Below are 25,987 nucleotides of genomic sequence, written 5' to 3'. Positions count from 1 at the left end.
GTCTGGGTATCGGTGCCGCCCGCCCGGGCGTTACCGAATACACAGAATTCGGTCCTACGATCTCGCGCGCGGTCACGGTCCGGTGGCGGGCATCCCCGTGTACGGCGGGTTCTTGGGCTCGGGCACCGGCAGTCCGCACCGCTTCAGGTCATAGAGCGGCACCCGGTCGATCCGGTACTTGGTGAACTCGTACGCGTGCACCAAGTTGGACAGGAACCGCCGCGGGCTCATCTCCCCGCGGACCGAGTTCAGCATCGACTCGGTGGCCGGGCAGTCCAGTGCGGCCTCCGCCTGCGAGATCCAGTCCTCGTCCAGGTAGGGCGGGATCCACTGTTTGGTCTTGAGGAAGGGCCCTTCGGCCACCGCCCAGTCCGGGAACAGGTTCTTGTCGTGGCCGATGCGGCCGTCGGTGAGCCGCTGGGTGTGCATCGCCAGCGGATTCGTCAGACCGATCTGGTCGATGACCCGCACATCGAGTCCGACGTTCATGCCGAGCATGCCCATGTTGGTGAAGAACACGGTGTGCGGGGTTTTCAGCGCCCGACGGTCCGTCGGGCTCAGGTCCGCCGGCGGCGGATACGCGGGGACGACGTCCCATTGGTCATAGTTGCCCGACGGCAACAGCAACGCCCCGTCGGGGGTGTTGTTGATCGCGGTCAGCACCGCACGCATCCGGGGATAGTCCAGGTAGTCGGCGGCGGTCAGCGGGTGCGCATGACCGGTGGCCTGCGAGTAGAACCGGCGCTCGTCGACGATTCCGGTGTAGGTGACCCGGGTGCCGTCGGCCCCCAGGCCCGGCGAGTTGGCGGCCCAGATCGACCAGCCCACCACCGAGGCCCACAACACGCTGGTGGCCGCGGCCAGCAGGTACCCGGTTTCCCGGGTGAACCTGGTGCCGTCCGGCATCACGACCGGTATGACCGCGACGGGCATCAGCAGGCAGAACAGCGGGGTCAGCAGCACTCGGCCGTGCATGAAGTCACCACCCTGGCGCACCCAGTAGATGCCCTGCAGCAACCCGCTGGCGAACATGAAAAGCACTACGGCGGCAGGACTCTGGACGGTGCGGGCCAGCCAGCCGTAGCCACGGGGCACCTGATGGCGCACCCACCACGGCCGGGTCCGCGTGGTCAGCAGCACCGCGCCGAGGGCGGCCAGCAACAGCACCGGCACCCACAGCAGGTACGGGTGGTTGAAATTGGTGAGATAGGTCAGGCCCTGAGCCCACTTGGACCCCGACGCGTCCTTGGCCACCGCGGTGCCCGGCACGATCAGCCCGTAGTAACCCATCCGGAAGATCTGGTAGGCGACCGGCAGCAGTCCGCCGGCCACCAAGATCAGGACGCGGCGACGCCAGCCCCGCGCGGCGATCAGCATCATGACCAGAGCGCCACCGCCGATCAACGCCAACTCGGGGCGGATCAGCACACTGAGCCCGGCCAGGGTCGCCAGCGCACCATCGAAGTACTTGCTGGACGCCGGATTCGGTGCCCCCTTGGCCACGCCGCGGCGCGTCGCCGGAGCCGCGCGCAAGGCCTGCGACCAGCACACCAACATCCACCACAGCAGGCCCAGATAGGCCAGTACCAAACCGTTTTCGAGCCCCGACGTCGCGAAGTCGCGGGCCGGCGGGACGGCGATGTAGACCAGCGCACCGGCGGGCAGCAACAGGGCACGGCGGCCCTGCAGGCTCGGGGCGTACAACCGGCCGGTGCCGAGCATTGCCAGGACGACACCGAGCACACTCAGCGTCAGCGCGAGGGCCAGCGCCACGTACTCCATCCGGACCGAGCCGCCGAGCCAGGCACCCAGCGTCACCAGATAGGTCCACGCGGTCGAGGTGTTGGCTTCGATCCGCTCACCCGCATTGAAGACGGGACCGTTGCCCGCCAGCAGGTTTCGGACCGTCCGCAGCACGATCAGACCGTCGTCGGCGATCCAGCGGCGTTGCCAGGCGCCCCAGCCGAACAGCCCGGCCACCACGACCACACTCACCCACAGGCTGACCCGCACCGAGACGTCGTAGGGAAACACCGGCCACCGCGCCAACCGCGCACCCACGCCGCCGGCCAGGCGGCGCAGCGTAATCCGGTCAGCTGAAGTAGATGGCTGCACCGATGGTTCCGATCCAGGCCAGGAACAGGATCTGCAGCACTCGGTCTTTCAGCGCAATCTCCTCAGGCTCACCGGCGATGCCACCGTCGATGTCAACCGCATAGCGCAGGATCGCGATCGTGAACGGAACCATCGTGATCGCGTACCAGGATGCGTCCTGGCCGTCGAGTCCCAGCGCGTCGTTGGCGCTGTCGCGCCCGAAGGCCCACAGGCCATAGCAGAGCACCATCGCGGTGGCCGACAACGTCCACACGAAGCGCAGGTAGCTGCTCGTGTAGCTCTCCAGCGACTTGCGGATCTTGGCCCCGGTGCGCTCTGCCAGTTGCAGCTCGGCATAACGCTTTCCGGCGGCCATGAACAGCGAGCCGAAGGCCATCACCAACAGGAACCACTGTGACAGCGGGATATCGGCGGCCACGCCACCGGCGATCGCGCGGAGCAAGAACCCCGAGGACACGATGCAGATGTCGAGCACGGCCTGGTGTTTCAGTCCGAAGCAGTACGCGAGCTGGATGGCGATGTAGACCGCCATCACCAGCGCCAGGTCGGGGGTCAGCAGCCACGAGATGCCGAGCGAGGCCACCGCGAGAACAACGGCCAGTGTGTAGGCCATCCACTCCGGTACCACGCCGGCGGCGATGGGCCGGAACCGTTTCGTCGGATGGGCGCGGTCGGCCTCGACGTCACGGGCATCGTTGATGAGGTAGATCGACGACGCGGCCAGACAGAACACCACGAACGCGATCGAGACCTTGTAGGCGAGGTCGCCGTAGTCGTACTCGATGCCGCTGCCGACGGCGGCCAGCGGGGCCGCCAGCACGAGCAGGTTCTTGATCCACTGACGCGGACGGACGGCCTTGATCAGCCCCGCGGCCAGATTCTTCGGCGGACCGAGTTCCGGCACCACTTCCTCACTCATTTGGCCACGGTCTCCTCAGTCCCGACACCGGCAGTTCTTCCGACCACCGAACCCACGGCCGCCCCGACGGCCACGCCGGTGAGCACATCGGTGGGATAGTGCACGCCCAGCACCAGGCGCGACAGCGCCATGGGCACCACCAGCACCGCACGCACCGGCAGACCGGTGGTCCGGGCCAGCAGCACGGCAGCGGCGGCGGTCGAGGTGGCATGTGCCGAGGGGAAACTCAACCGGCTCGGTGTCCCGACGTTCACGGCGATATCGGGGTGGTGCGGCCGCTCGCGGCGGACCACCCGCTTGATCAGGACCGCGGCGGCATGGGCAGCAAAGGCACCGAGGCCCACAGCGATCCATGACTTGCGCTTGGCGGGCTGGGCCAGCGCACCGGCAGCTGCGAGCCCGAGCCAACCCAGGCTGTGCTCGCCGAAATGCGACAGCGCACGAGCGCCGGTCAGTACGCCCGGCCGGGTGGCCAGGGCAGACTGCACGGCAACCAACACGGCGTCCTCGCCGCGCGGGGCATCGGTCATGTCAGTTTTTCTCCGCCGACTCTGTCAGCAACACCGTCTCCCACTTCTGGGTGCTGGACAGCACCGGCAGCGCCTCACGATAGACCTTGCGCAGTCGGTCGAACTGACGGACCACACGCAACTGCTGGCGCAGCGAGGCACGGAGCAACGCGAACATCTTGGCGCGATCCCGCTGGCGGTACACCACACCGCGCCCGTCGGCGGTGGTGACGGTGACCCCGTCGACCCGGCACAGGGAGAACCAACGGGCATCCTGGGTCGCCACGTTGATCTGCGGCCGGAGATGGGTTTCCGGGTCGTGCTGACGCAGTTGGTGGACGACGCCGCGGGCCAGGTTCACGACGATCGCCGGCTTGGAGACCGGGATGCCGATCTTCTTGCGCTTGAGGTCCGAGGCCGCCGGCAGTTCGGTGGCACCGCCCACTACGACGGCATCGGGGTACTCCTGGCACATCGCACGGACGTCGGGCAGGGCCGATTCCAGGATGGAGAAGATGTGCTCCGGCCCGGCCAGGAAGTCCTCCATGGCCCGGTTCTGGATGGCGACCGTCGAATACTCAAGGCACAGAAGATGTTTGAATGTGGCCTTGAGGTGGCTGGCCAGCAGCCCGCGCGCGTCGCCGTCCCAGTGCAGCGCTGACACCACCAGCCGGTTGCGCAGGTGGAAGTACGCCTGCCAGTCGATGGCGTCGTCCTTGTCGCTCCAGGCCATGTGCCAGATCGCGGCGCCGGGCAGCGTGACCGTGCGGTACCCGTGTTCGGCGGCGCGCAGTCCGTATTCGACGTCGTCCCACTTGATGAACAAGGGCAGCGGTTGTCCGAGCTCCTCGGCCACCTGCCGCGGGATCATGCACATCCACCAGCCGTTGAAGTCCACGTCGATCCGGCGGTGCAGTAGCTTGCTGCGGTCGGAGTCGGTGTCGTCGAGCGCGTACTTGGCGAAGTCGTGGTCGTATTCGGCGTTGGGGGCTGCCGACCACATGAAGTTCGTCCGGTCGACCATCTCGCCCATGATGTGCAGGTGCGACGGCTCCTGCAGGTTGAGCATCTGGCCACCCACCAGGATCGGTTCCTTGGCGAACCGGTTCATGGCCAGGGCGCGCAGGATCGAATCGGGCTCGATGCGAATGTCGTCGTCCATGAACAGGATCTGCTCACAGTCGGTGTTCTTCAGCGCTTCGTACATCACCCGGCTGTAGCCGCCGGACCCGCCGAGGTTGGGCTGGTTGTGGATCGTGAGCCGGTTGCCCAGCGCTGCCGCGGCGGCCTCGAAACCGGGATGATCCTTGGCCTTGCTGGTGCCCTGATCGGAGATGATGACCGCGCTGACCACCTCGTCCACCAACGGATCCGACGTCAGCGCGGCGAGCGCGTTGACGCAGTCGGAGGGACGGTTGAAGGTCGGGATGCCGACGGCGATGTTCGCCCGGCCCGGCGCGGGCGTCGGGGCGTACCAACCGGCGCTGTGGACCCGCACCGCGGTATTGCTGGTGATGTCGAACCAGATCCAGCCGCCGTCCTCGAAGGGGGCGAGGTCGATCTCGAATTCGACGGCGGCGGGGCCGCCCATGGATTCAGTGGCGGTTCCGACGGTCTCGCTGGAGACCGGGGCGCCGCCGACGGTGATCCGGGCGCCGGTGGCCTTGGACCGGTAGACGTCGACGCGGGCGGTACCGGTCAACTCCACGCGCAGCACCACAGACTTCAGGGTGGACCAACGCCGCCAGTAGCTGGCCGGGAAGGCGTTGAAGTAGGTCGCGAACGAGATGCCGGATTCGGTGCCGATCTCCAGCGTCGTCCGGGTCGGCGCGTGGGCCCGGCGGGCATTGGTCGGGTCTTCGTCGAGGTAGAGCTTGCGGACGTCCAGTGGCTCACCCGGTCGCGGCAGGATCACGCGGGCCAGCAGACTGACCGCCCTGGACTCTCCGGCCTCCAGTGCGCCGGAAGGGATGTCACTCATGCGTTGCTGCTTTCCTTGTCGGTCTGCTCGTTCACCAGCGGCGCACCGTCAGCCAGGTGCGGTGCCAGGGTGTTGTCGTACATGTTCAGCGCGCTGGCGATGGCCATGTGCATGTCGAGGTACTGGTAGGTGCCCAGCCGGCCGCCGAAAAGCACCTTCGCCGAGGCGGTTTCCGCCTTGGCTCGGGCCCGGTAGGAGGCCAGCAGGGCGCGGTCGGCCTCGGTGTTGATCGGGTAGTACGGCTCATCGCTCTCTTCGGCGAAGCGCGAGTACTCGCGCATGATCACCGTCTTGTCGGCCGGGTAGTCCCGCTCGGGATGGAAATGCCGGAACTCGTGGATCCGGGTGTAATCCACGTCGGCGTCGTTGTAGTTCATGACGGGAGTGCCTTGAAAATCACCGCAGTCTGTCAATACTTCGAGATCGAAATCCAGTGTGCGCCAGCCCAGCCGGCCCTCGGAGTAGTCGAAGTAGCGGTCGAGTGGCCCGGTGTACACCACCGGGGCGTCGGGATTGGCGGCACGCAATTCGTCGCGGACGTCGAACCAGTCGGTGTCCAACCGCACCTCGATGCGGTCGTCGACGGCCATGTTCTCCAGCCAGGCGGTGTACCCGTCGACCGGCAGGCCCTCGTAGGTGTCGTTGAAGTAGCGGTTGTCGAACGTGTAGCGCACCGGCAGCCGGGTGATGTTGGCCGCAGGCAGTTCGCGCGGGTCGGTCTGCCACTGCTTGGCGGTGTAGTGCTTCATGAACGCCTCGTAGAGGGGGCGCCCGATCAGCGAGATGGCCTTCTCCTCGAAGTTCGCCGCCTCGTGCCCGGCGATCTCGCTGGCCTGCTCCTTGATCAGGGCGCGGGCCTCGTCGGGGGTGAAGTAGCGCCCGAAGAACTGCGAGACGAGCCCGAGCCCCATCGGGAACTGGTAGGCCTGGCCGTCATGCATCGCGAAGACGCGGTGCTGATAGCCGGTGAAGTCGGTGAACTGCCGGACGTAGTCCCACACCCGCTGGTTGGAGGTGTGGAACAGGTGGGCACCGTACTTGTGGACCTCGATGCCGGTCTGCGGTTCGGCTTCCGAGTAGGCGTTGCCGCCGATATGCGGGCGCCGTTCTATAACAAGGACACGCTTGCCCAGCTGCGTCGCCGCGCGCTCAGCGATCGTCAGACCGAAGAAACCGGAACCGACGACGAATAAGTCGAAATGTCCGCTGGACTGGTCTGTAGCGACCCGGGGAGATAAGGACGTCATCGGCAGCCAGGGTATCCGACCGGACCCCGTGCCCCGAATTCGACAAAGGCCCCAGGTCGCAATTCGCTCACGATTCAATATCGTCACTCTAGACACACGAGTAACAGCCTTAACATCGATCTCGTTGGCATTCATGGGCTCCACACCACCTGGTCCGGAACCGCCGATGAAGCAAGCGGAGAGCACCCCGTGCAATCCGAAATGCAGTCCTTAACTGCAAACATATTGAGGAGACTTCCGTGCCGAACCGCCGTCGACGCAAGCTCTCGACAGCCATGAGCGCAGTCGCCGCAGTGGCAGTCGCAAGTCCAGTCGCCCTAGTTGCCATGTCGCAGCTGTCCCCCGCGCCGCAGGAGCGCGAGTTCACCCAGGCAGCGCTGGTCACCGACCTGCCGGGCGAACTGATGTCCGCACTCTCGCAGGGCCTGTCCCAGTTCGGCATCAACCTGCCGCCGATGCCCATGCTGGGCGGCACCTCGCCGACCCCGACGCTCGGCTCGCCGACCCTGACCTCTCCCGGTCTGGCGTCGCCGGGTCTGACGTCACCGGGGCTGACCGCGCCGGGCCTGACCGACCCGGGCCTCACCTCACCCGGACTCACCTCGCCGGGGCTCACCTCTCCCGGACTCACGTCGCCTGGGCTCGCCTCGCCGGGCCTGACGTCCCCTGACGCCGGGCTGACGAGCCCCAATGGCGCGACGCCGAGCCTGACCTCACCGACGGCCGGACTTCCGGCCGCGCCCGGTGGGCTGACCAACCCGGCGCTCACCCCGCCGGGGACCGGCTCGCTCACCAACCCGGCGTTGACGCCGGCCGGTGCCGCGCCGGGTGGGTTGACCACCACCCCCGCCGGCCTCGGCGGTGGGGGCCTCACCTCGCCGACGGGCCTGGACCCGGCCCTGAGCGGTGGCCTGGGCGCCCCGGGTGAGGTGCCGATCTCGGCTCCGATCGGACTGGATCCCAGCGCGGGCACCTACCCGCTGCTGGGTGCCGATCCCTCGTTGTCCGCGATGCCTGCCACCACCGGTGGTGGCGGCGGCCTGTTCGGCGATCTGTCGAGCGCCGCCAACCAGCTCGGCGCCGGCCAGGCGATCGATCTGCTGAAGGGGATGGTGATGCCCGCGATCACGTCGGCGATGAAGCCGCCGGTGCCCGCAGCACCAGCCCCGGTCCCGCCACCGCCCGCCTAGTAAGTAAGCCCGGTTGAAAGAACGGCACCGCAGAAGCCATCGGCTCTGCGGTGCCGTTGCGTGTGAAAGGCGACGCGCGGGCCGTGTCGAATCATTCGTAACACCAGACCCATACGTAACATCAGTCCGTGCAGTCCCGCCGTTCCGCGCCGTCGATTCTCTTCACCGCACTTGCGGCGACGGTTGTGATCGTGCCGTGGGCCATCTCCGGATCGGATTCCAGCGAACAGCAAAGTGCGGCAAGCGCTGCACCGCAGCTCACACAGCAACCACTCGACAATCTCACGGTCGGTGAGAGCATCCGCGAGATCCATCAGGACACCCCGTTCTCGATGGTCGCGCTCACCTCGCCGGACCTGCGTGGCACCTCGGCCCGGGTTCGCGCCCGCAAGGACGACGGCAGCTGGGGACCCTGGTACCAGGCCGAGAATCTCGACGGGGTCGGCGCCGACACTGCGGGCCCACGTGGCACCGAACCGGTGTTCGTCGGCCGCACCACCACCGTGCAGATCGCCGTCACCCGCGCGCCGCAGGCCCCGCCGCCGCCTCCCGGCAAGAAGGGGAAGGCCGGGCCGGCGCTCGGCTACGTACCTGCCAACGTCGAAGCACCCATCGGCCAGAACGTCACGGCGGTACTGATCAGCCCACCCCAGGCCCCCGTCGACGTCGGCCCACTGCCTACCGCCGCCATCAACCCCGGCCAACCGCCGGCGATCATCAGCCGCGCACAGTGGGGCGCCAACGAGTCGATGCGATGCGGAAACACCGTGTACGACAAGGGCATCCGAGCCGGCATCGTCCATCACACGGCAGGTAGCAACGATTACGCCCCCGAGGATTCGGCCGGCATCATCCGGTCGATCTACGAGTACCACACCCGCGAGCTGGGCTGGTGCGACATCGCCTACAACGCCATGGTCGACAAATACGGCCAGGTGTTCGAGGGCCGCGCGGGCGGCATGGACAAGCCCGTCGAGGGATCCCACACCGGCGGTTTCAACATCGACACCTGGGGCGTGGCGATGATGGGCGACTTCGACGTCGTGCCACCGACCGAGATCCAGGTGCGCAACACCGGCCGTCTGCTGGGCTGGCGGCTCGGCCTCGATCACATCGACCCGCACGGCACCGTCGTGCTCACCTCCGCCGGCGGATCCTTCACCCACTTCCCGCGCGGAGCCACCCCCACTTTGCCGACGATCTTCACCCACCGCGACGTCGGCATCACCGACTGCCCGGGCAACGCGGCGTACGCCCAGATGGACCACATCCGCGACATCGCCGCCCGGTTCAACCAGCCACCCGGCCCCGCGGATCTCGCCGACCAGATGCGCGGCGGCGCGATCTACAACCGGTGGCAGGCCGCAGGCGGTCCGGCCGGAATGCTGGGCAATCCGACCTCCCCCGAGACCGCGGGCGAAGGCACCACCCGCTACGCCACCTTCGAACGCGGTGCCGTGTACTGGTCGCCCGACAGCGGTGCCGAACCGGTCTCCGGCGCCATCTACGAGGCGTGGGGAACCCTTGGCTTCGAACGGGGAGTTCTGGGCCTGCCTACCAGTTCCGAGATCCCCGAACCCCAGTGGATCGTGCAGAACTTCCAGCACGGCACGCTGAACTTCGACCGCGAGAAGGGCACGGTCACCCGTGTCGTCGACGGCGTGCCGACCGAGTTGCCCCCGCCGTCACCCGACGATCAGCCGGTGCAGCTGGAGCGCTTCACCCCGATCACCTGACCGGGCGAAACCGGTTGCGGCTCAGGACCACCAGCGTTCGAGCACGTGGGCCACACCGTTCTCGGCATTGGTCACGGTGACCTCGTCAGCAGCGGCCACCGCCTCGGGGTGGGCATTGCCCATTGCCACACCACGCCCGGCCCAGCTCAACATCGGTATGTCGTTGGGCATGTCGCCGAAGGTGACGATGTCGGTCGCGCTGAGTCCCAGCGGGGCGGCCAACTCCGCCACACCGGTGGCCTTGCTGATGCCCAGCGGCACCACCTCGATCAGCCCGTTGTTGGTCGAGTAGGTGATATCACCTTGCAAGCCAACGTGTTTGAGCAGTTCGGCGGCCATGTCCGCACTGCGTGCGCCGGCCTTGCGGATGAGCAGCTTCACCGCGGGGGCACTGAGCAGATCCTCCACCGACACCTCGGTGTTGTCCGGATTGAGCCAGGCATGTTCGTATCCCGGTGAGCTGACGAACTGCGGGGTCGCGGCGTCGTGCGCAGACCGACCCACGCGTTCCACAGCCAGCCCCGCGCCCGGGATCACCCGCGTGGCGATCTCGGCGAGCTCACCGAGCACCTCGGTCGAGAGCGTGTGCGCCGACACGATGCGGTCGGTGGCGGGGTCGTAGATCACGGCGCCGTTGGCGCACACCGCCATCGGCGCGAGGCCCAGGCCGTCGACCACCGGTGCGATCCAGCGTGGCGGGCGTCCGGTGGCCAGGACGAACGTCGTTCCTGCCTCGACCGCAGCCTGTACCGCCGCCCGCGTGCGCGGCGTGACCTTCTCGTCCTCGTCGAGCAGCGTTCCGTCCACGTCCGAGGCGATCAGCCCCGGCGCCCGTTCGTCGCTCATCAATTATTTCCCGTCGCTTCGCTCGCCCGGCCACTATTTCCCGGCGCTTCGCTCGCCCGCTTGCGCGCACGTTCGGCCAGTTCTGCCTCGTCGAGCGCCTTCGCTTCGGCCGGTGTCGGCGCGCTTCCACCCAGCCGGTTCGGTACCCAGTACGCCCCGGCAGGTTCGGCGTAGCCCTGATGGGCCTGCTCGAGTAGTGCCGACATCGCGGCCCGCAGGGTGTCGTCGATCTGGGTGACCGGACCTGATGCCCAGATCGGCTCGCCGACCGCCACACTAACCGGAATCTTTTTGCGCCCCACCGACTTCGGGTGGTCCTTGGTCCAGATGCGCTGGGCTCCCCAGACGATCAGCGGAATGATCGGCACACCGGACTCCAGGGCCATGCGCGCCGCACCGGTCTTGAAGTCCTTGAGTTCGAAGCTGCGGCTGATCGTCGCCTCCGGGTACACCCCGACCAACTCGCCGCGGCGTAACGCGTCCACCGCTGCGCTGTAGGCACCCGCTCCCGCCCTGCGGTCCACCGGGATCGTCCCGGTGTGTCTGATCAGGTAGCCCACGGGCTTCACCTGCTCCATCTCCGCCTTGATCATGAAGCGCATCCGGCGGCCACGTTCGGTCGCGGCCAGTGCAGCGGGCAGGAAGTCGACGTAGCTGGTGTGGTTGATGGCGACGACGGCACCACCTGTGGTGGGCAGATTGTCCAGCCCACGGAAGGTGATCCGGGTGCCGGTGGCCCGCACCACGAGCCCGGCGGCAATCTCCAAACTTCGGAAGACCGGTTCCATACGCGACTTACCCCGAGAGCCCGGTGGGTCCAGAAGGTCCGGTGGGTTCGGTGGGCCCCGCGGGTCCGGCCTCGGCTCGCTTGGCCGCCTTGGCGGCAGCCTCCTCGGCATCCATCCGGTTCGCCTCGGCCAGCGTCGGGGCCGAACCGCCGAGCCGGTGCGGTACCCAGAATTCACCGGGCGGATACGGGCCGTAGGCGTCCTGCACCTGGGTGAGCAGATGTTGCATGCGCGAATGCAGCAGTGCGGTCAGCTCCGGCGCGGGCAGGGTGGGCTGGATCGGCTCGCCGAGGGCGATCGAGATGGGCACCTTGGGCCGGTACAGATTCTTCGGGTGGCCCTTGGTCCAGATGCGCTGGGCGCCCCACACGACGTGCGGCACGATCGGCACCCCGGCCTCGATCGCCATCCGCGCTGCGCCGGACTTGAAGTCCTTGATCTCGAAGCTGCGGCTGATCGTCGCCTCGGGGTACACCCCGACCAGCTCACCGGCCTTGAGGTAGTCGACCGCGGATTCGAACGAGGCGGCCCCGCTGTCGCGATCCACCTCGATGTGGCGCAGGCTGCGCATGATCGGTCCGGTGATCTTGTTGTCGAAGACTTCCTTCTTTGCCATGAACCGCACCTTGCGGCCCCGCTTCTGCAGGTAGGCAGGCAAGCCGGCAAAGGTGAAGTCGAAGTAGCTGGTGTGGTTGATGGCCACCACCGCACCGCCGGTGACCGGGAGGTTCTCCACCCCCGTCACCGTGAACTTCAGCCCCTGCAAACGCCAGGCAGCCCGAGCAACTTGTATGACAGTCCCGTACACCGGTTCCACGTAGCCAGCCTAATCCCAGCCCGGATCGGCGCGTCACCCAACTCGGGCTAGGCTGGGCGGGCATCGAAGTACTCCATCGAAAGGCCGTTTGTGCAGGTCACCAGCGTCGGGCATGCCGGCTTCCTGATCGAGACCAAGGCTGGCAGCATTCTGTGCGACCCCTGGGTCAACCCCGCCTACTTCGCCTCCTGGTTCCCGTTCCCCGACAACACGCAGTTGGATTGGGACACCCTCGGAAATGTCGACTACCTCTACGTGTCGCACCTGCACAAGGACCACTTCGACCCGGAGAACCTGCGCCGCCACGTCAACAAGGACGCCGTGGTGCTGTTACCCGACTTCCCGGTGCCCGATCTGCAGCGCGAGCTGCAGGCACTGGGCTTCCACCGGTTCTTCGAGACCACCGATTCGGTCAAACACACCGTCAGCGGCCCCAAGGGCGACCTCGATGTGATGATCATCGCGCTGCGCGCCCCGGCCGACGGCCCGATCGGTGATTCGGGCCTGGTGGTCGACGACGGTGAGACCGTCGTCTTCAACATGAACGACGCGCGCCCCGTAGATCTCGACATGCTGCACTCGGACTTCGGCCAGATCGACGTCCACATGCTGCAGTACTCGGGGGCTATCTGGTATCCGATGGTCTACGACATGCCTGCCCGCGCCAAGGAGGCCTTCGGCATCCAGAAGCGGCAGCGCCAGATGGACCGGTGCCGCCAGTACATCGCACAGGTCGGCGCGACCTGGGTGATCCCCTCGGCCGGTCCGCCGTGCTTCCTGGACCCCGAGTTGCGCGATCTGAACGACGACCACGGCGATCCGGCCAACATCTTCCCCGACCAGGTGGTGTTCCTGGACCAGATGCGGCGCCACGGGCATGACGGCGGGCTGCTGATGATCCCGGGGAGTGCCGCCGATTTCACCGGCTCACAGCTCAATTCGTTGACCCACCCGGTCGAGGACCCGGAGGTGATCTTCACCACCGGCAAGGCTGCCTACATCGAGGATTTCGCCCAGCGCATGGCCCCGGTCCTGGCTGCCGAGAAGGCCTCGTGGGCACCGGCGGCGGGCGAACCTCTGCTGCCGGGGCTGCGGGCACTGTTCGAGCCGATCATGAGCCAGACCGACCAGATCTGCGACGGCATCGGCTACCCGGTGGAGTTGCGGCTGTCCGGCCCCGACCACAGCGAGACCGTGGTGCTGGACTTCCCGAAACGCCTTGTCCGCGAACCCATCGCCGACGAGAAGTTCCGCTACGGCTTCGCGATCCCGCCCGAGCTGGTGCGCACCGTGCTGCGCGACGACGAACCGGACTGGGTCAACACCATCTTCCTGTCCACCCGGTTCAAAGCCTGGCGCGTGGGCGGTTACAACGAGTACCTGTACACCTTCTTCAAATGCCTCACCGCTGAGCGCATCGCCTACGCCGACGGCTGGTTCGCCGAAGCCCACGACGACTCCTCGTCGATCACCCTCGACGGGTGGGAGATCCAGCGTCGCTGCCCGCACCTGAAGGCCGACCTGTCGAAATTCGGTGTGGTGGAAGGCAACACCCTCACCTGCAACCTGCACGGCTGGCAGTGGAACCTGGACAACGGCAAATGCCTGACCACCAAGGGCCACGAGTTGCGCTGCAGCAAGTCATGACCGCCCCACGCCAGTACTACGACGACGGTCTGATCCAGTTGGACCGTGAGGCGATCACGTTGCGGCGCTATCACTTCCCGTCGGGAACCTCGAAGGTGATCCCGCTGCGGTCCATCAGCGGGTACCGGGCCGAATCACTCGGTCTGGTCCTCAACCGGTTCCGCATCTGGGGCAGTTCAGACCTGCGCCGCTGGCTGCCGCTGGACGTGTGGCGGCCCCTCAAGTCGACGTTGATCACCTTGAAGGTCAAAGGGACTCGCCCCGACCCGGCGTTCACCCCGCAGCGGCCCGCCGAGTTCATCGCGGTACTCGACGAACTACTGGGGCGCTGACCGTCAGTCCGCAGCGCGGACCACCTGCCGCAGTTCGGATGCCGCGCTCGAGGCACTGTCGTACACCCGCACGATGGCCTCGTCGCCCGGCTTGAGGAAGGTGGACTCGCCCAACGGGGTGTAGCGGGTGGCTCCGATGCCGATCAGCACGTTCTCGGGATGGCCGCTCGCCACCATCAACGCACCGACATCCTCCAACGGCGTGTCGGCCGAGCCCTTCTGGTTGGCCAGGCGTTCGACGATCCAGTCCAGCAGCACCTCGCCGTAGTACGAGTAGCCCACCAGAGGTGAATCCACGCCGTAGGCGTGCTGCTGGCCGCCGTCCTCGCTCAGGTAGCAGACCAGCCGCATGGTGGCCGTCGGACCGTCCGGGGTGAGATCACTGATCTCGAAGAATTGCGGCGCAACGCCTTTGGAGGCCGGACCCCAGTTCTTCTTGTAGCTGATCTTGGGTGCGCCCGGCCTGCGGATCGAGCAGTCGTTGAAGGCACCGAGCGCGAACGGCTCCAGCCGCACGACGGTGTCGCCGTTCCACACCACCCGGCAGGCCACCCCGACCTCGGGCTCGATCTGAAGGTTGAGCGGACCGTCAACCTCACCGGCCTCGGGCAGCACGATGGCGTCGCTGGACAGCGGGAACTCGCCCAGAAAGTCGTCCCGGCCGGGCGCGTACCACGGGAAGATACCTTTGGGCGCATACCCTTCGGTAACAACCTTGACGAAATCCCCGGCCTCCCCGGCCTGTTCGAGGTGCCCCGCGAAGTTACCCGCCACGCCGAAGCCGAACCAGTTGCGCAATTCGGCAAGGTCGATGTCGATCATGGCTGCAACCCTACTGTGGCCGCGACAAGCCGGTAACAAGTCGCTCTTAAGTCGCCGGGACCAGGCTGTGCTCCGCGAGTGCCGATCCACGCCGGATCGGCCGAATCCGAGGAGTGTCCCGTGCCGACAACCACCACAACCGCCACCGTCTCACCTCGTCGCGCGGGCGACCCCGCGCCGGACCTACTGGGTATCGCGTTGGCACACCGCGCGATGCTGGCCGACCTGCTCCGCCTGGCAGACCTGGCCGCGGCGGTGCGCGACCGGGATGTGATCTGCACTCCCGGCCGGGCCCGGGCCATCTCCCGGTATGTCGAGCTGCTGTGCGATTGCATCCACCATCACCACACCACCGAGGATGCGGTGCTCTGGCCGGCGATCCGGGCCAGTGTGGGCGACCACGTGGACCTGAGCGAGCTGATCGACGACCACGCCGCGCTGGACCCGCGGTTGGAGCAGCTGCGCGCCCGCGCCGCGGCGTTCCGGCTGTCGATGGGTGATCGCCACATCGCCGGCCTCATGGCCATGGAGCTGGCCGAACTGGCGGCCCTGCTGACCGAACACATCAACGACGAGGAGATGGAGGTGTTCCCGCTGATCACCGAGCACGTCTCGGTGGCCGATTGGGCGGCAGTGGAGAAAGCCGCCCGGGACGGCAGCCGGATGTCGTTCGACGGTCCGCGCTCGGTGGCGGTGATGACCGACGACGAGCGTGCCGCGCTGACACAGCACACCGGGATCGGCCAGCGGGTCCTGCTGGCCGGGCTGCTGGTGCTGCACCGGCGCCGGGAGCGGGCTGTCTTCGGCACCGCCGGCGGCAGTCGATAAGCCGGCACCGCCGGCCTCAGTCGATGAAGCGCCGCGCCTCGGCCGCCAACCGGTCCCTCAGCTTCGCGGCGGCCTCCCGGTAACCGCCCGCGTGCTCCGGCCGGCCCAGCGCGTCGGCAGCGACGGCCAGCGCCTCGTCGACGGGACCCACCATGAGACCGTCGACACCGAGTCCGGCGATGCGACCGGAGTAGGGCTCGAGCTCGGCCGCCCGGGCCTCGGCCTCCTCGACGTCGCCGAGCGCCACAGCCGCATTGACGCGCAGCACGGTGAACGGAAGCCAGAAGTACGCCCGCTCGATCGGTTGCCGGTCGCACCAGAGTTCGCGAGCCTCCGCCTCGCGCCCGCGCGCGATCAGCGCCAGCACCGCGGCGTCCAGCGCCGCAACCGACACCTCCCGGTAGAAGAACACCAACTCGTCGGCCAGCACACCGAGGTCGCCGAGGCAGAACTCACCCGTCACCCGGCCGACCATCGCCAGCTTGGCTCCGTTGGCGGCGCCGTTCTCGACCATCCGCGCCGCCAGGTCGGTGTAGGCGCCCACCGCCTCGTCCAATCGCGCTGCGAGCAGATACATCCGGGCACGGAACAGTCCCAGCACGCCGAGGAGATGGACGAGCTGCCCGGTACCGGCCCGGGCCACCGCGATGTCCACGTGTCGTTTCGCGGTCACCAGATCGGACCGATGACCAGCCGCCAGCGACAGCAGCCAGTGCGCCACCGCTTGATAGTCGGCCTGTTCGGTAGCCTCGGCGGTCTGCAGCAGTTCGGCAGCGGTCGATTCCCGCTCGCCATCGATGTCGGGGCCCAGCGCGCAGTACGCCCGGACATTGAGGGCAGTGCACAACAAGCGGCCCGACGATCCTGGGTCCTCGGCGTAGGCGCGTCGCGCCAGCTCGAGGAGTTCCGTGCTGGCGGCCAATGCGCCCTCCGGATCGGTGCCCTCCAGCTCCACATAGAGCGCCTTGAGCAACCGGATCCGTTCAGCCGCAGCGACTTCCGTCTGGCCACCGGCCAGCACCTGGCGCAGCAGGCCGATCATCTGCGCATCGGATTCGTCGTATTCGCGGTCCCGCCACACCAGCGGGGTGTCCCACGCGGTCAGTACCCGCACCATGAGGTCGTCGCGCGACTTCCCGGTCAGCAACTGCAGCGCGGCCTTCAACTCGATGCGCGCGGCGACGGCGTCACCGGACTGGGCCAGTGCGGAGATGAGCCCGCACCGGGCATCGATCTCGGGCTCGAGACCCTCGGCGCTGGGCCGCAGCCGGCGACTTGCCGCCAACTCCAGCATCTGCACCGCGGCACGCCACTGCCGGGCGGCTTCTACGTGAGCACCGACCGAATCCGCCTCGCGGGCTGCTGCTGTCGCGAAAGCCGTGGCGGCCAAAGCAGTTTCCGCTGTCGCCGACGCCACCGCGTGGTGTGCCAGGGCGGCGGGGTCGACGGATCGACCAGGCGCGCGCAACAACTCCAGCGCCGCACCGTGCAGCCGCGACCGCCGCAGTTTGGAGGTGTCCTCATAGAGCGTGTCGCGGACCAGCGAGTGGGCGAACCTCAATCGGCCTGGCGCCGGCTCGTCGAGCAGACCGAGCAGGACGGCCGGTTCGAGCGCGTCGAGCAGGTCGTCGGGATCGTTGCGTCCCAGTTCCGCTAGCAGGTCGACGTCGATGTCGCGGCCCAGCACGGCCGCTTGACGCAACGCCGTTATGGTCGGGCCCGGCAACCGGGCCAATCTGCGGCGCAACACATCTCGAACACCGACGGGCACCGAGGCCCAGACTGCGTCCGACCCCTCGGCGGCCATCAGCCGGGCCAGTTCGCGGACGAACAACGGGTTGCCGCCGGTGCGCTCACGCAGCAGTCGCAGCGCCTCCCCGCTGGCGGCGGTTAGTCCGTAGTCCGCTGCCAGCGCGGCCGTGGCCGCCGCGTCCAGACCGTCGAGCATGAGATGTGCCGCGGTGTGCACCGTCAGCGCCGCCCGCGCCACCTCGAGTTCGCCGCGGTCCTCCGACGGGCGATAGGTGCCGATGACCAACACCGGAAGATCCCTGATCCGGTCGGCCACCAGCCGCAGGAGCTCCAAGGTCAGGCCGTCGGTGCGGTGCAGGTCGTCGAGGACCACCGCCAACGGCTGACTGCCTGCGACCGCGCTCAACACGTCGGCCACCGCATGCCCCAGCCAGAACGTGCCCGGCTCGACCGCGGCGACGTCGTGCAGCAGCGGTGCCAACGCCTGCCTTCCGTCGTCCGCCGATGCTCCCGCCTCCAGCAGCTCGCGTAGCACCTCGGTCCACGCCCACCCCGCCGGCGCGCCGTGGACCTCTGGGCAACGGCCGAGCACGGTGCGCCAGCCCGCAGCCCGCAACCGGGCTGTCGCCGCGGCCGCCAGGGTGGTCTTACCGGATCCCGCCTCTCCCCCGATCCACAGCACGGCGCTGCTGCCGGCGGCGACAGCGCGTGCGGCAGTGTCGATCTCGGCGAATTCCTCGGCCCGGCCGTAAGCGGTCAATTCTGGGCCGCCGGGCGCGACGACCTCCGGGATCGCCGGCTGGGCCGGGCGGGAGGGCTCCAAATGGTCGGCCTGGCGCAGGATGTCGCTCTCGAGGTCGCGCAGCGCGCGGCCCGGTTCCAGACCGAGCTCGTCGACGAGGTGGTCGCGGGTGCGCCGCAGCACTTCCAGCGCGTCGGTCTGGCGTCCGGTCTGATACAGCGCCGTCGCCAGCACGGCAGCGGCACCCTCGCGGCCGGGACGCTCACCGACATGCCGTTCCAGCGCGGCGATCGCGGTGCCGTACCGGCCCAGCTCGACCTGGGCAGCGGCCCGGGCCTCCACCGCGGCCAGCCGGAGCTCGGTCAGCCGGGCGATCTCGGGCGCTGCCCACAGCGCATCGCCCGCCCCCGCGAACGGGTCTCCCGACCAGTCGGCCAAGGCCTCGTCGAGCAGGAACACGCGTTGCTGCGGATCCGATTCCCCATATGCGGCAGTGACTTTCGCCTCGAAATGCCAGGAGTCGACGGCGTCGGCCGGCAGTCGCAGACAGTATCCGGGCGCAGCGCTCACCAGGATGCGGGCCGGGGCCCGACGCTGCCGCCCCGGCTCGAGTGCCCGCCGCAGATGCGACACGTACACCTGGAGAGCCGCCAATGCCTTGGGCGGTGGCTCGCCCTCCCACAGGTCATCGATGAGACGGTCGACAGACACCGTGTGTCCGTGTGCGACAACCAATCTCGCCAGCAGCGCCCGTTGCAGCCGGGCCCCCAGATCCACCGGCTGCCCGCCCACCCAGGCCTGTACGGGCCCGAGCACCCTCACCCGTACCACGCTGTCCCCCGACATGTCCGCAGTTCTACTGGGCCGCGGTGTGGACGGTTACCGGGGTTCCAGCACCGGGGTGCCGACGAACGGCACCAGCGCCTCGGGTACCCGCACGCTGCCGTCCGGTTGCTGATGGTTCTCCAGGATCGCCACCAGCCAGCGCGTGGTGGCCAGCGTGCCGTTGAGCGTGGCGGCGATCTGCGGCTTGCCGTTCTCGTCGCGGTAGCGCGTGGCCAATCGCCGCGCCTGGAACGTCGTGCAGTTCGAGGTCGAGGTGAGCTCCCGGTAGGTCTGCTGGGTGGGCACCCATGCCTCGCAGTCGTACTTGCGTGCCGCCGAGGAGCCGAGATCGCCTGCGGCGACGTCGATCACCCGGTAGGGCACCTCGATCGCCGCCAGCATCTGGCGCTGCCAGCCCAGCAGTTGCTGGTGCTCGGACTCGGCGTCCTCGGGCTTGCAGTAGATGAAGCCCTCGACCTTGTCGAACTGATGCACGCGAATGATGCCGCGGGTGTCCTTGCCGTAGCTGCCGGCCTCGCGCCGGAAGCACGACGACCAGCCGGCATACCGCTTCGGACCATCGGACAGGTCCAGGATCTCGCCCGAGTGGTAGCCCGCCAGCGGCACCTCGGAGGTGCCGACCAGGTACAGGTCGTCGGCTTCGAGCCGGTAGATCTCGTCGGCGTGGGCGCCGAGGAATCCGGTGCCCGCCATGACTTCCGGGCGCACCAGCACCGGCGGGATCATCAGTGTGAACCCGTTCGCCACGGCCACCTGGGTGGCCAGCTGCAGCAGGCCCAGCTGTAGCAGCGCACCGGCACCGGTGAGGAAGTAGAACCGCGAACCCGACACCTTGGCGCCGCGTTCCATGTCGATGAGCCCGAGCGCCTCGCCCAGCTCGAGGTGGTCCTTGGCGTTCTCGATCGCCCGCGGCTCGCCGACGGTGTCCAGCAGCGCGAAGTCGTCCTCGCCGCCGGCGGGCACACCGTCGATGATCACGTTGCCGATCGCCATGTGCGCAGCGGTGAAGGCGCTCTCGGCCTCGGCCTGCGCCACCTCGGCGGCCTTGACCTGCTCGGCCAGGTCCTTGGCCTGCTGCAGCAGGGCCGGACGTTCCTCGGATGTCGCCTTGCCCACCAGCTTGCTGGCGGCCTTCTGGTCGGCCCGCAGATTGTCGGCCGTCGAGATCGCGGCCCGCCGCGCCGCATCGGCCTGCAGCAGGGCGTCGACGCGCGCCGGGTCTTCCCCGCGGGCTCGTTGCGACGCACGGACGATGTCGGGATTGTCGCGCAGCAGCTTGAGGTCGATCACGGGCGCAACCCTACTTTTTGAAGTGCGAAGACGTACATCTGAGGTGGTCGAACAGGTGGCGCCGGTCGAGTGTGACGGCCTCCGGGCACAACCTCGCAACATTACAACCGCATCACTTGTCACAGGGGCTGACACGCCTGTCACAATGGAGGGCAATGTTGGAAGCACCCGAGCACCCCGAGTACCCCGAGCACGGGGCCCTGCTCGCCGAACCTCTTCCGGACGGACAACCCGCGAGGGAACGGTGGTGGCAGAGTCTTGCGGCCGCGTCGACGCGACGTGCGCTGCTGTTGACCGCGCTCGGCGCGCTGCTCATCGCCGGCCTGATCACCGCGTTGCCCATGGGTGGGGGATCGAACTCCGCACCGGGCGCGATCGCCCTCGGGCCGCGCGGCAACGACACCTTCAATCACGTCAAGCGCGGCGACTGCCTGAACTGGCCCGGCCGCAACCCTGACGCCGCCCACATCGTGGACTGCAAGGACAACCATCGCTTCGAGGTCGCCCAGGCCGTCGACATGCGTACCTTCCCCGGCAGCGAGTACGGGCCAGGTGCGCCGCCGCCGTCGGTGGACCGGATCAAGCAGATCAGCCAGGAGCAGTGCACCCCGTCGGTCCGTAGTTACCTGGGTCCGAAGTACGACCCGAACGGCAAGTACACGATCGGGCTGCTGTGGTCGGGCGAGAAGGCCTGGAAGCAGTCCGGTGAGCGGCGCATGCTGTGCGGGCTGCAACTGCTCGGCCCCGGCGACGGCCAGTTGGAGTCGGCGGGCAAGGTATCCGACGTCGATCAGTCGAAGGTCTGGGCCGCCGGCACGTGCCTCGGAATCGACGCCGCCACCAACCAGCCCACCGACGTCCCGGTCGATTGCGCGGCACCGCACGCCATGGAGGTCACCGGCGCGGTCAACCTCGCCGAGAAGTTCCCGGGCGGATTGCCTGCCGAGGGCGATCAGGACAACTTCATCAAGGACGCGTGCACCGCGCAGACCGATACCTACCTCGCCCCGGTCCAGTTGCGCACCACCACGCTGGCACTGAGCTACAGCACGATCTCACTGCCCAGCTGGTCGGCGGGCAGCCACCAGGTGTCGTGCAGCATCGGCGCCACGCTGGGCAACGGCGGCTGGTCGACACTGGTCAACAGCGCCAAGGGCCCGCTGATGATCAACGGACAGCCCCCGGTGGCGCCGCCTGACATCCCGGAGGAGCGGCTCAACATGCCGCCCATCCCGATGCCGGATGTGGACGAGACCTCGTCCTCGTCCTCGTCGTCGGGTTCGTCCTCGTCGTCAGGTTCGTCCTCGTCGTCGGGATCCGGTTCGTCGGGATCCAATTCGTCCGGTTCCGGCTCATCGAGCTCGTCGGGGTCCTCGGGTTCGTCGGGATCCTCGTCGAGCGGCCAGCACATGCCGCAGGCCTCGACCACCGCAGCGCCGGCTCCGACGCAGGCCAACACCTTCAACCCGCCGCCGCCCGAGCAGGCACCGGCCCCGGCACCCGAGCAGGGCCCCGCGCCGGCTCCCGATGGTGCGGCACCACCCGCGGGCCCGCCTCCGGGTGAGCCTGCCCCCGTACCGCCGGCGCCGTAGCCGTGCCGGTGCGGATGAGCTCGCAGCGGTTCGACGAGTTGGTATCCGATGCGCTCGACCTGATCCCTCCGCGGTTGACGGCCGCGATCGACAACGTCGTGATCCTGGTGGAGGACCGCGATCCCGAGGAGCCCGAGATCCTGGGCCTGTACCAGGGCGTCGCGCTGACCGAGCGGGATTCCTGGTACGCCGGCTCATTGCCGGACACCATCACGATCTACCGCGGGGCCCTGCTGGATTTCTGTGACAGCGAGGCCGATGTGGTCGACGAGGTGGCCATCACCGTGATCCACGAGATCGCACACCACTTCGGGATCGATGACGAGCGGCTGCACGAACTGGGCTGGGGATGAGCCCGCGCGGCAACCGGGTTTTGTCAGCCCGCAGTGCTATCAACGGGCTATGACGATCCAGTGCCGGGAGTGCGCAGCCGGTCTGGAGCATTGCCACGGCACCCTGATCCACCACGTCCGGTACCGCGTGGAATGCACCGACGACACCTGCACCACCCCGGAAGCAGCGCATACGTTCAGCCTCGACTGTGAGTCGGTTGGCTGCCCGTGTGCACAAGACAGTGCACAGTCGATCCGGCGAGCCGGTTAACCCATCGGGTCGGTTTCGGACTTCACCGCGTCGATGACCGGCGTGGCGTGGGGCTCCGGGTAGAAGGGCGGTGTCACGGCCGCCCACTGAACGCAGCTCCAGCGTCCGTCGGTGATCGGTGCCAGCACCACCGATTCGGTGTTGGCCAGATGATGATCGAGGGCGAAGCTGCCGTCGACGCCGGCCAGCACGGCGGCCACCAGGCGGATGGCCGCGCCATGGCTCACCAGCACGATGTCGCTCTCGAAGTCGTGGTCGTCCAGGTAGCGGAGCCGCAGCTCGGTGAGCACGGGCACGTACCGGGCCAGCACCGCCTCGGCGCTCTCGCCCCCGGGCATCGGCACGTCCAGTTCGCCCCGGTGCCAGCGCTCGTAGATCCGGTTGAACTCGGCGACGGCGTCATCGTCGCTACGGTCCTCGAGCTCACCTACCTGAACTTCATGGACCCCATCGAATTCGAATGGGACAAGCCCGGTTTCGACACCGATACCGGCGGCGGTCTGTGCTGCCCGCCGGGCGATCGAATGAGCCAGGATCGACGGGCGCTGGTTCAGCGTTCCGGCGAATCTCCGAGCCTGCTCATGGCCGAGATCAGTCAGGTCGGCTCCGGGTGGCACCGTGTCCAGACGCCGGGCGACATTGCCGTGGGACTGTCCGTGACGGACGAGGATCAGCCGTCCGCTCATGAGTCGTCCGCTCCCTCGCGTAAGCCCGCCAACCACCGTGAGGCCTCATCCAGGCGCGGCGGGGGTGCACCCGCGCTCGCCCCGGTCGGCCAGGAACCTAGATATCGCACATCGGTACAACGTCGATAGAGCGCTTTGAGTGCCTCGGCCACCGGATCGTCGTCGATGTGTCCGACACAGTCCAGGAAGAACATGTAGGTGCCCAGCTCGGTTCGGGTGGGCCGGGATTCGATCCGGGTCAGGTCGATGTCGCGGATCGAGAATTCGGTCATCGCCGTGACCAGCGCGCCCGGGGTGTTGTCCAGCCGAAGGACCACCGAAGTGCGATCGGCGCCGGTGGCTGCCGGCGGCGCGCCGGGCGGGCCGGCCAGGACGAAGCGGGTGCGTGCGTTGGCCTCGTCGACCACGTCGGCGGCGAGGATGTCCAGGCCGCAGCGCTCGGCGGCCAACCGTGTGCTCACCCCGGCGTGGGCCCGGCCCTCGGCCACCTCGTGGGCGGCGGCGGCATTGGACGTGGCCGGGACGATGTCGGCATCGGGCAGGTTGGCGGCCAGCCACCGACGCACCTGCGCCAGCGCCACCGGGAAGGCCGCGACGGTCTGCACGGGCCCGCTGTGCCCGGGCCGGGTCACGATGGTGAACGCGACGTCGAGAGTCAGCTCGGCGTAGATCTGCAGCGGCTTCCCGACCGCGAGGCTGTCCAGGGTCGGCAGCACGGACCCCTCGATCGAGTTCTCGATCGGCACGCACGCGTAATCGGCCCGGCCGTCGCGCACCGCAGCCAGCGCGCCCGGGGTGCTGTCGGTCAGAACCGGGGTGAAGCGGGCCCTGTCGTCGACGGATGCCGGGGCCAGTCCGGGCACCATCTCATGGGCCACCATCTGCAGTAACGCCACTTCGGTGAAGGTCCCCTCGGGCCCGAGGTAGGCGATGCGCGGCACATCCCAACCCTATCGGGTCGGCGTCGGCGTCATGGGTTGATGACGCCCAGCCGGGCGTTTCACCGGAAGCCTTGCCCGCCGGGCACCTCCCAGTTAAGTTAGGCTTACCTCACCTAAGTTCCTCACCTAGTTTCGAAGGCGGCGAGATGGCCATAGCGACACCGACGACAGCCGAGCGGATCCGCAGCGCATGTGCACGGGGCGGCGGCGCCATGGTCGCGGTCGAGGGCATCGAACCCGTCGCCTCACCCGTTCATCACCTGCTCGACGACGGCTCGTTCGCGATCACCGTCCCCGAGACCGGCCCGTTGGCCGGCATGGCGATGGCCGCCGGCTCGGCAGGGGTGCAGGCCGTGCTGGAGATGACCGACTACGCGCCGCTCCCACTGCGCGAACCGGTGCGCTCCCTGGTGTGGATCCGCGGCCGCCTGCAGCACGTGCCGACCGACGCGGTCCCGGCCCTGCTCGACCTGGTCGCCGCCGAGAACCCGAATCCGGCTCTGCTGCAGGTGAATTCCAGGCCCCAGCCGAACGACGCCCACGACGACGACAACCACACCCTGATGCGCCTGGAGATCGAGTCCGTGGTCGTGGCCGACGCCACCGGCGCCGAGTCGGTCGGACTCGGAGCACTGCTGCAGGCGCGGCCCGACCCGTTCTGCGCGATGGAATCCGGGTGGCTGCAGCATATGGAGTCCGCACACCGCGATGTGGTGGAACGCCTGGCCACCCGGTTGCCGATGACACTGCGCACGGGGCGGGTCCGACCGCTGGGCCTGGACCGCTACGGCGTGCAACTGCGGGTGGAGAACGAACACGGCGACCACGACGTCCGGTTGCCGTTCCCCAAGCCGGTCGACGACGTCACCGGCCTGAGCCAGGCCATCCGGATATTGATGGGCTGCCCATTCCTCAACGGCCTGCGCGCGCGCCGGATCTGACCCGCACGGCCTGGGCGCCGCTACCGTAGCTTCGGTGACCGGGCCCCACGAGCAACTCGAGCCGCAACGCCGCACGCTCAAGATCGAGATCGCCGTCGTGCTCGCGGTGACCTTCGGGCTCAGCGCCTACACCGCGGGCCTACGGCTCATCGAGGCCGTACTCCTCGGACTGTCTGGGCAGACCGTCGCGCTCAACCCGAAGCGCTCCCCGTTCGACCTGATCGACCTCGGCCTGCACCTGGCCGTGATCCTGCAGCTGCTGGCCTGGGGCGCGCTGGCCCTTTACCTGTTGTGGCGCAGCGGTTTCGGGCCGGCCAAGATCGGTCTGTCCCGCCCGCAGTGGCGCGGCGACGGATTGGGCGGACTCGGCCTGGCCCTGCTCATCGGCCTGCCCGGGTTGGCGTTCTACGTGCTGGCCCGCGCGCTGGGCCTGAGCGCCGACGTGGAACCGGCCGAGTTGTATGACACCTGGTGGCGCATCCCGATGCTGCTCGGTGTGGCGTTCGCCAACGGGTGGGCCGAAGAGATCATCGTGGTGGGGTTCCTGCTCACCCGGCTGCGTCAACTCGACGTGAGTCCGGGACGGGCGCTGATCATCTCCAGCCTGCTACGCGGCGCCTATCACCTGTACCAGGGCTACAGCGCGGGCCTGGGCAATGTGGTCATGGGTCTGGTGTTCGGCTACGCGTGGCAGCGCACCGGGCGGCTGTGGCCGCTGATCATCGCGCACACTCTGATCGACGCGGTGGCGTTCGTCGGCTACGCGCTGGTGGCGGATCATCTCAGTTGGCTGCATTGACGCCTGCGGCACGTACAT

Annotated in this window: 23 protein-coding genes; 10 read left to right on the top strand and 13 right to left on the bottom strand. The window is 68.2% G+C overall.

What is annotated here, in order from left to right:
• Positions 1–72: 72 nt before the first annotated feature.
• From aftB to glf, 5 genes are read right to left on the bottom strand one after another with little or no spacing between them, the layout of a single operon-like run.
• Positions 73–2,115: a terminal beta-(1->2)-arabinofuranosyltransferase gene (aftB, locus tag AC4LGL_RS16310; RefSeq protein ID WP_491839665.1), complete on the bottom strand. Its 2,043-nt coding sequence runs from the start codon at positions 2,113–2,115 to the stop codon at positions 73–75.
• On the bottom strand, positions 2,093–3,034 hold the full coding sequence (locus AC4LGL_RS16305; RefSeq protein ID WP_491839664.1) for a decaprenyl-phosphate phosphoribosyltransferase: 942 nt from the start codon (positions 3,032–3,034) through the stop codon (positions 2,093–2,095). The genes aftB and AC4LGL_RS16305 overlap by 23 nt, the downstream gene beginning before the upstream one ends.
• Complete coding sequence (locus tag AC4LGL_RS16300) at positions 3,031–3,564, bottom strand: phosphatase PAP2 family protein (RefSeq protein ID WP_491839663.1); 534 nt, start codon at positions 3,562–3,564, stop codon at positions 3,031–3,033. Before AC4LGL_RS16300 ends, AC4LGL_RS16305 begins: the two co-directional genes overlap by 4 nt.
• A gap of 1 nt (position 3,565) precedes the next feature.
• The gene (locus AC4LGL_RS16295; RefSeq protein WP_491839662.1) at positions 3,566–5,524 is read right to left on the bottom strand and encodes a glycosyltransferase; all 1,959 of its coding nucleotides are present in this window, start codon (positions 5,522–5,524) and stop codon (positions 3,566–3,568) included.
• Positions 5,521–6,771: a UDP-galactopyranose mutase gene (gene glf / locus AC4LGL_RS16290; RefSeq protein WP_491839661.1), complete on the bottom strand. Its 1,251-nt coding sequence runs from the start codon at positions 6,769–6,771 to the stop codon at positions 5,521–5,523. The genes AC4LGL_RS16295 and glf overlap by 4 nt, the downstream gene beginning before the upstream one ends.
• 239 nt (positions 6,772–7,010) lie before the next feature.
• Between glf and AC4LGL_RS16285 the strand changes: the two genes are divergently transcribed.
• Positions 7,011–7,961 (top strand): hypothetical protein, encoded by a 951-nt coding sequence (locus tag AC4LGL_RS16285; protein ID WP_491839660.1) that lies wholly within the window; start codon positions 7,011–7,013, stop codon positions 7,959–7,961.
• 128 nt (positions 7,962–8,089) lie between these two features.
• The gene (locus tag AC4LGL_RS16280) at positions 8,090–9,697 is read left to right on the top strand and encodes an N-acetylmuramoyl-L-alanine amidase (RefSeq protein ID WP_491839659.1); all 1,608 of its coding nucleotides are present in this window, start codon (positions 8,090–8,092) and stop codon (positions 9,695–9,697) included.
• Positions 9,698–9,718: 21 nt separating this feature from the next.
• On the opposite strand, the gene AC4LGL_RS16275 is transcribed toward AC4LGL_RS16280, so the two are convergent.
• Genes AC4LGL_RS16275 through AC4LGL_RS16265 form a run of 3 tightly spaced genes read right to left on the bottom strand, consistent with a single transcriptional unit; the run spans position 9,719 to position 12,148 of the window.
• Entirely contained in the window at positions 9,719–10,543 is an 825-nt protein-coding gene (locus tag AC4LGL_RS16275) for an HAD family hydrolase (protein WP_491839658.1), read from the bottom strand.
• Complete coding sequence (locus AC4LGL_RS16270) at positions 10,543–11,331, bottom strand: lysophospholipid acyltransferase family protein (RefSeq protein ID WP_491839657.1); 789 nt, start codon at positions 11,329–11,331, stop codon at positions 10,543–10,545. Before AC4LGL_RS16270 ends, AC4LGL_RS16275 begins: the two co-directional genes overlap by 1 nt.
• A gap of 7 nt (positions 11,332–11,338) precedes the next feature.
• Entirely contained in the window at positions 11,339–12,148 is an 810-nt protein-coding gene (locus tag AC4LGL_RS16265) for a lysophospholipid acyltransferase family protein (protein WP_491839656.1), read from the bottom strand.
• A 90-nt stretch (positions 12,149–12,238) separates the two neighbouring features.
• Between AC4LGL_RS16265 and AC4LGL_RS16260 the strand changes: the two genes are divergently transcribed.
• Both AC4LGL_RS16260 and AC4LGL_RS16255 read left to right on the top strand, forming a co-directional pair.
• Positions 12,239–13,795, top strand: coding sequence for a Rieske 2Fe-2S domain-containing protein (locus AC4LGL_RS16260; protein WP_491839655.1), 1,557 nt, complete (start codon positions 12,239–12,241; stop codon positions 13,793–13,795).
• Positions 13,792–14,127: a hypothetical protein gene (locus tag AC4LGL_RS16255; RefSeq protein WP_448446133.1), complete on the top strand. Its 336-nt coding sequence runs from the start codon at positions 13,792–13,794 to the stop codon at positions 14,125–14,127. Before AC4LGL_RS16260 ends, AC4LGL_RS16255 begins: the two co-directional genes overlap by 4 nt.
• Before the next feature lie 3 nt (positions 14,128–14,130).
• Here AC4LGL_RS16255 and AC4LGL_RS16250 read toward each other — a convergent pair whose 3' ends face one another.
• Positions 14,131–14,949, bottom strand: a complete 819-nt coding sequence (locus AC4LGL_RS16250) for a DUF5718 family protein (RefSeq protein ID WP_491839654.1) — start codon at positions 14,947–14,949, stop codon at positions 14,131–14,133.
• Between the two features lie 120 nt (positions 14,950–15,069).
• Between AC4LGL_RS16250 and AC4LGL_RS16245 the strand changes: the two genes are divergently transcribed.
• Positions 15,070–15,777 (top strand): hemerythrin domain-containing protein, encoded by a 708-nt coding sequence (locus AC4LGL_RS16245; protein ID WP_491839653.1) that lies wholly within the window; start codon positions 15,070–15,072, stop codon positions 15,775–15,777.
• Between the two features lie 16 nt (positions 15,778–15,793).
• Here AC4LGL_RS16245 and AC4LGL_RS16240 read toward each other — a convergent pair whose 3' ends face one another.
• Together AC4LGL_RS16240 and serS are read right to left on the bottom strand one after the other, a co-directional pair.
• Positions 15,794–19,117 (bottom strand): ATP-binding protein, encoded by a 3,324-nt coding sequence (locus tag AC4LGL_RS16240; RefSeq protein WP_491839652.1) that lies wholly within the window; start codon positions 19,115–19,117, stop codon positions 15,794–15,796.
• A gap of 33 nt (positions 19,118–19,150) precedes the next feature.
• Positions 19,151–20,407: a serine--tRNA ligase gene (gene serS / locus AC4LGL_RS16235; protein WP_491839651.1), complete on the bottom strand. Its 1,257-nt coding sequence runs from the start codon at positions 20,405–20,407 to the stop codon at positions 19,151–19,153.
• Positions 20,408–20,562: 155 nt separating this feature from the next.
• Between serS and AC4LGL_RS16230 the strand changes: the two genes are divergently transcribed.
• From AC4LGL_RS16230 to AC4LGL_RS16220, 3 genes are read left to right on the top strand one after another with little or no spacing between them, the layout of a single operon-like run.
• Positions 20,563–21,999, top strand: coding sequence for a septum formation family protein (locus tag AC4LGL_RS16230; protein WP_491839650.1), 1,437 nt, complete (start codon positions 20,563–20,565; stop codon positions 21,997–21,999).
• A 2-nt stretch (positions 22,000–22,001) separates the two neighbouring features.
• Positions 22,002–22,352: a metallopeptidase family protein gene (locus AC4LGL_RS16225; RefSeq protein ID WP_491839649.1), complete on the top strand. Its 351-nt coding sequence runs from the start codon at positions 22,002–22,004 to the stop codon at positions 22,350–22,352.
• Positions 22,353–22,401: 49 nt separating this feature from the next.
• Positions 22,402–22,602: a hypothetical protein gene (locus tag AC4LGL_RS16220; RefSeq protein ID WP_491839648.1), complete on the top strand. Its 201-nt coding sequence runs from the start codon at positions 22,402–22,404 to the stop codon at positions 22,600–22,602.
• Here AC4LGL_RS16220 and AC4LGL_RS16215 read toward each other — a convergent pair.
• Entirely contained in the window at positions 22,599–23,288 is a 690-nt protein-coding gene (locus AC4LGL_RS16215; protein WP_491839647.1) for a histidine phosphatase family protein, read from the bottom strand. The genes AC4LGL_RS16220 and AC4LGL_RS16215 overlap by 4 nt on opposite strands.
• The gene (pheA, locus tag AC4LGL_RS16210) at positions 23,285–24,229 is read right to left on the bottom strand and encodes a prephenate dehydratase (RefSeq protein WP_491839646.1); all 945 of its coding nucleotides are present in this window, start codon (positions 24,227–24,229) and stop codon (positions 23,285–23,287) included. The genes AC4LGL_RS16215 and pheA overlap by 4 nt, the downstream gene beginning before the upstream one ends.
• 146 nt (positions 24,230–24,375) lie before the next feature.
• On the opposite strand from pheA, the gene AC4LGL_RS16205 reads away from it, so the two are divergent.
• Both AC4LGL_RS16205 and AC4LGL_RS16200 read left to right on the top strand, forming a co-directional pair.
• A complete protein-coding gene (locus AC4LGL_RS16205; protein ID WP_491839645.1) occupies positions 24,376–25,170 on the top strand; it encodes a DUF2470 domain-containing protein in 795 nt (264 codons plus the stop codon).
• Between the two features lie 34 nt (positions 25,171–25,204).
• Positions 25,205–25,969, top strand: a complete 765-nt coding sequence (locus tag AC4LGL_RS16200) for a CPBP family intramembrane glutamic endopeptidase (protein WP_491839644.1) — start codon at positions 25,205–25,207, stop codon at positions 25,967–25,969.
• The last annotated feature ends 18 nt before the right edge of the window (positions 25,970–25,987 follow it).

The organism is Mycolicibacterium arcueilense (genome assembly GCF_058536225.1).
This window is presented reverse-complemented; position numbering and strand designations above follow the sequence as displayed.

Coding starts and splice junctions, on each gene's coding strand:
- AC4LGL_RS16270 (WP_491839657.1), bottom strand. CDS start 11,331: ATGGAACCGGTCTTCCGAAGTTTGGAGATTGCCGCCGGGCTCGTGGTG.
- AC4LGL_RS16215 (WP_491839647.1), bottom strand. CDS start 23,288: ATGAGCGGACGGCTGATCCTCGTCCGTCACGGACAGTCCCACGGCAAT.
- AC4LGL_RS16275 (WP_491839658.1), bottom strand. CDS start 10,543: ATGAGCGACGAACGGGCGCCGGGGCTGATCGCCTCGGACGTGGACGGA.
- AC4LGL_RS16250 (WP_491839654.1), bottom strand. CDS start 14,949: ATGATCGACATCGACCTTGCCGAATTGCGCAACTGGTTCGGCTTCGGC.
- glf (WP_491839661.1), bottom strand. CDS start 6,771: ATGACGTCCTTATCTCCCCGGGTCGCTACAGACCAGTCCAGCGGACAT.
- AC4LGL_RS16255 (WP_448446133.1), top strand. CDS start 13,792: ATGACCGCCCCACGCCAGTACTACGACGACGGTCTGATCCAGTTGGAC.
- AC4LGL_RS16240 (WP_491839652.1), bottom strand. CDS start 19,117: ATGTCGGGGGACAGCGTGGTACGGGTGAGGGTGCTCGGGCCCGTACAG.
- AC4LGL_RS16220 (WP_491839648.1), top strand. CDS start 22,402: ATGACGATCCAGTGCCGGGAGTGCGCAGCCGGTCTGGAGCATTGCCAC.
- AC4LGL_RS16305 (WP_491839664.1), bottom strand. CDS start 3,034: ATGAGTGAGGAAGTGGTGCCGGAACTCGGTCCGCCGAAGAATCTGGCC.
- AC4LGL_RS16230 (WP_491839650.1), top strand. CDS start 20,563: ATGTTGGAAGCACCCGAGCACCCCGAGTACCCCGAGCACGGGGCCCTG.
- AC4LGL_RS16295 (WP_491839662.1), bottom strand. CDS start 5,524: ATGAGTGACATCCCTTCCGGCGCACTGGAGGCCGGAGAGTCCAGGGCG.
- AC4LGL_RS16205 (WP_491839645.1), top strand. CDS start 24,376: ATGGCCATAGCGACACCGACGACAGCCGAGCGGATCCGCAGCGCATGT.
- AC4LGL_RS16300 (WP_491839663.1), bottom strand. CDS start 3,564: ATGACCGATGCCCCGCGCGGCGAGGACGCCGTGTTGGTTGCCGTGCAG.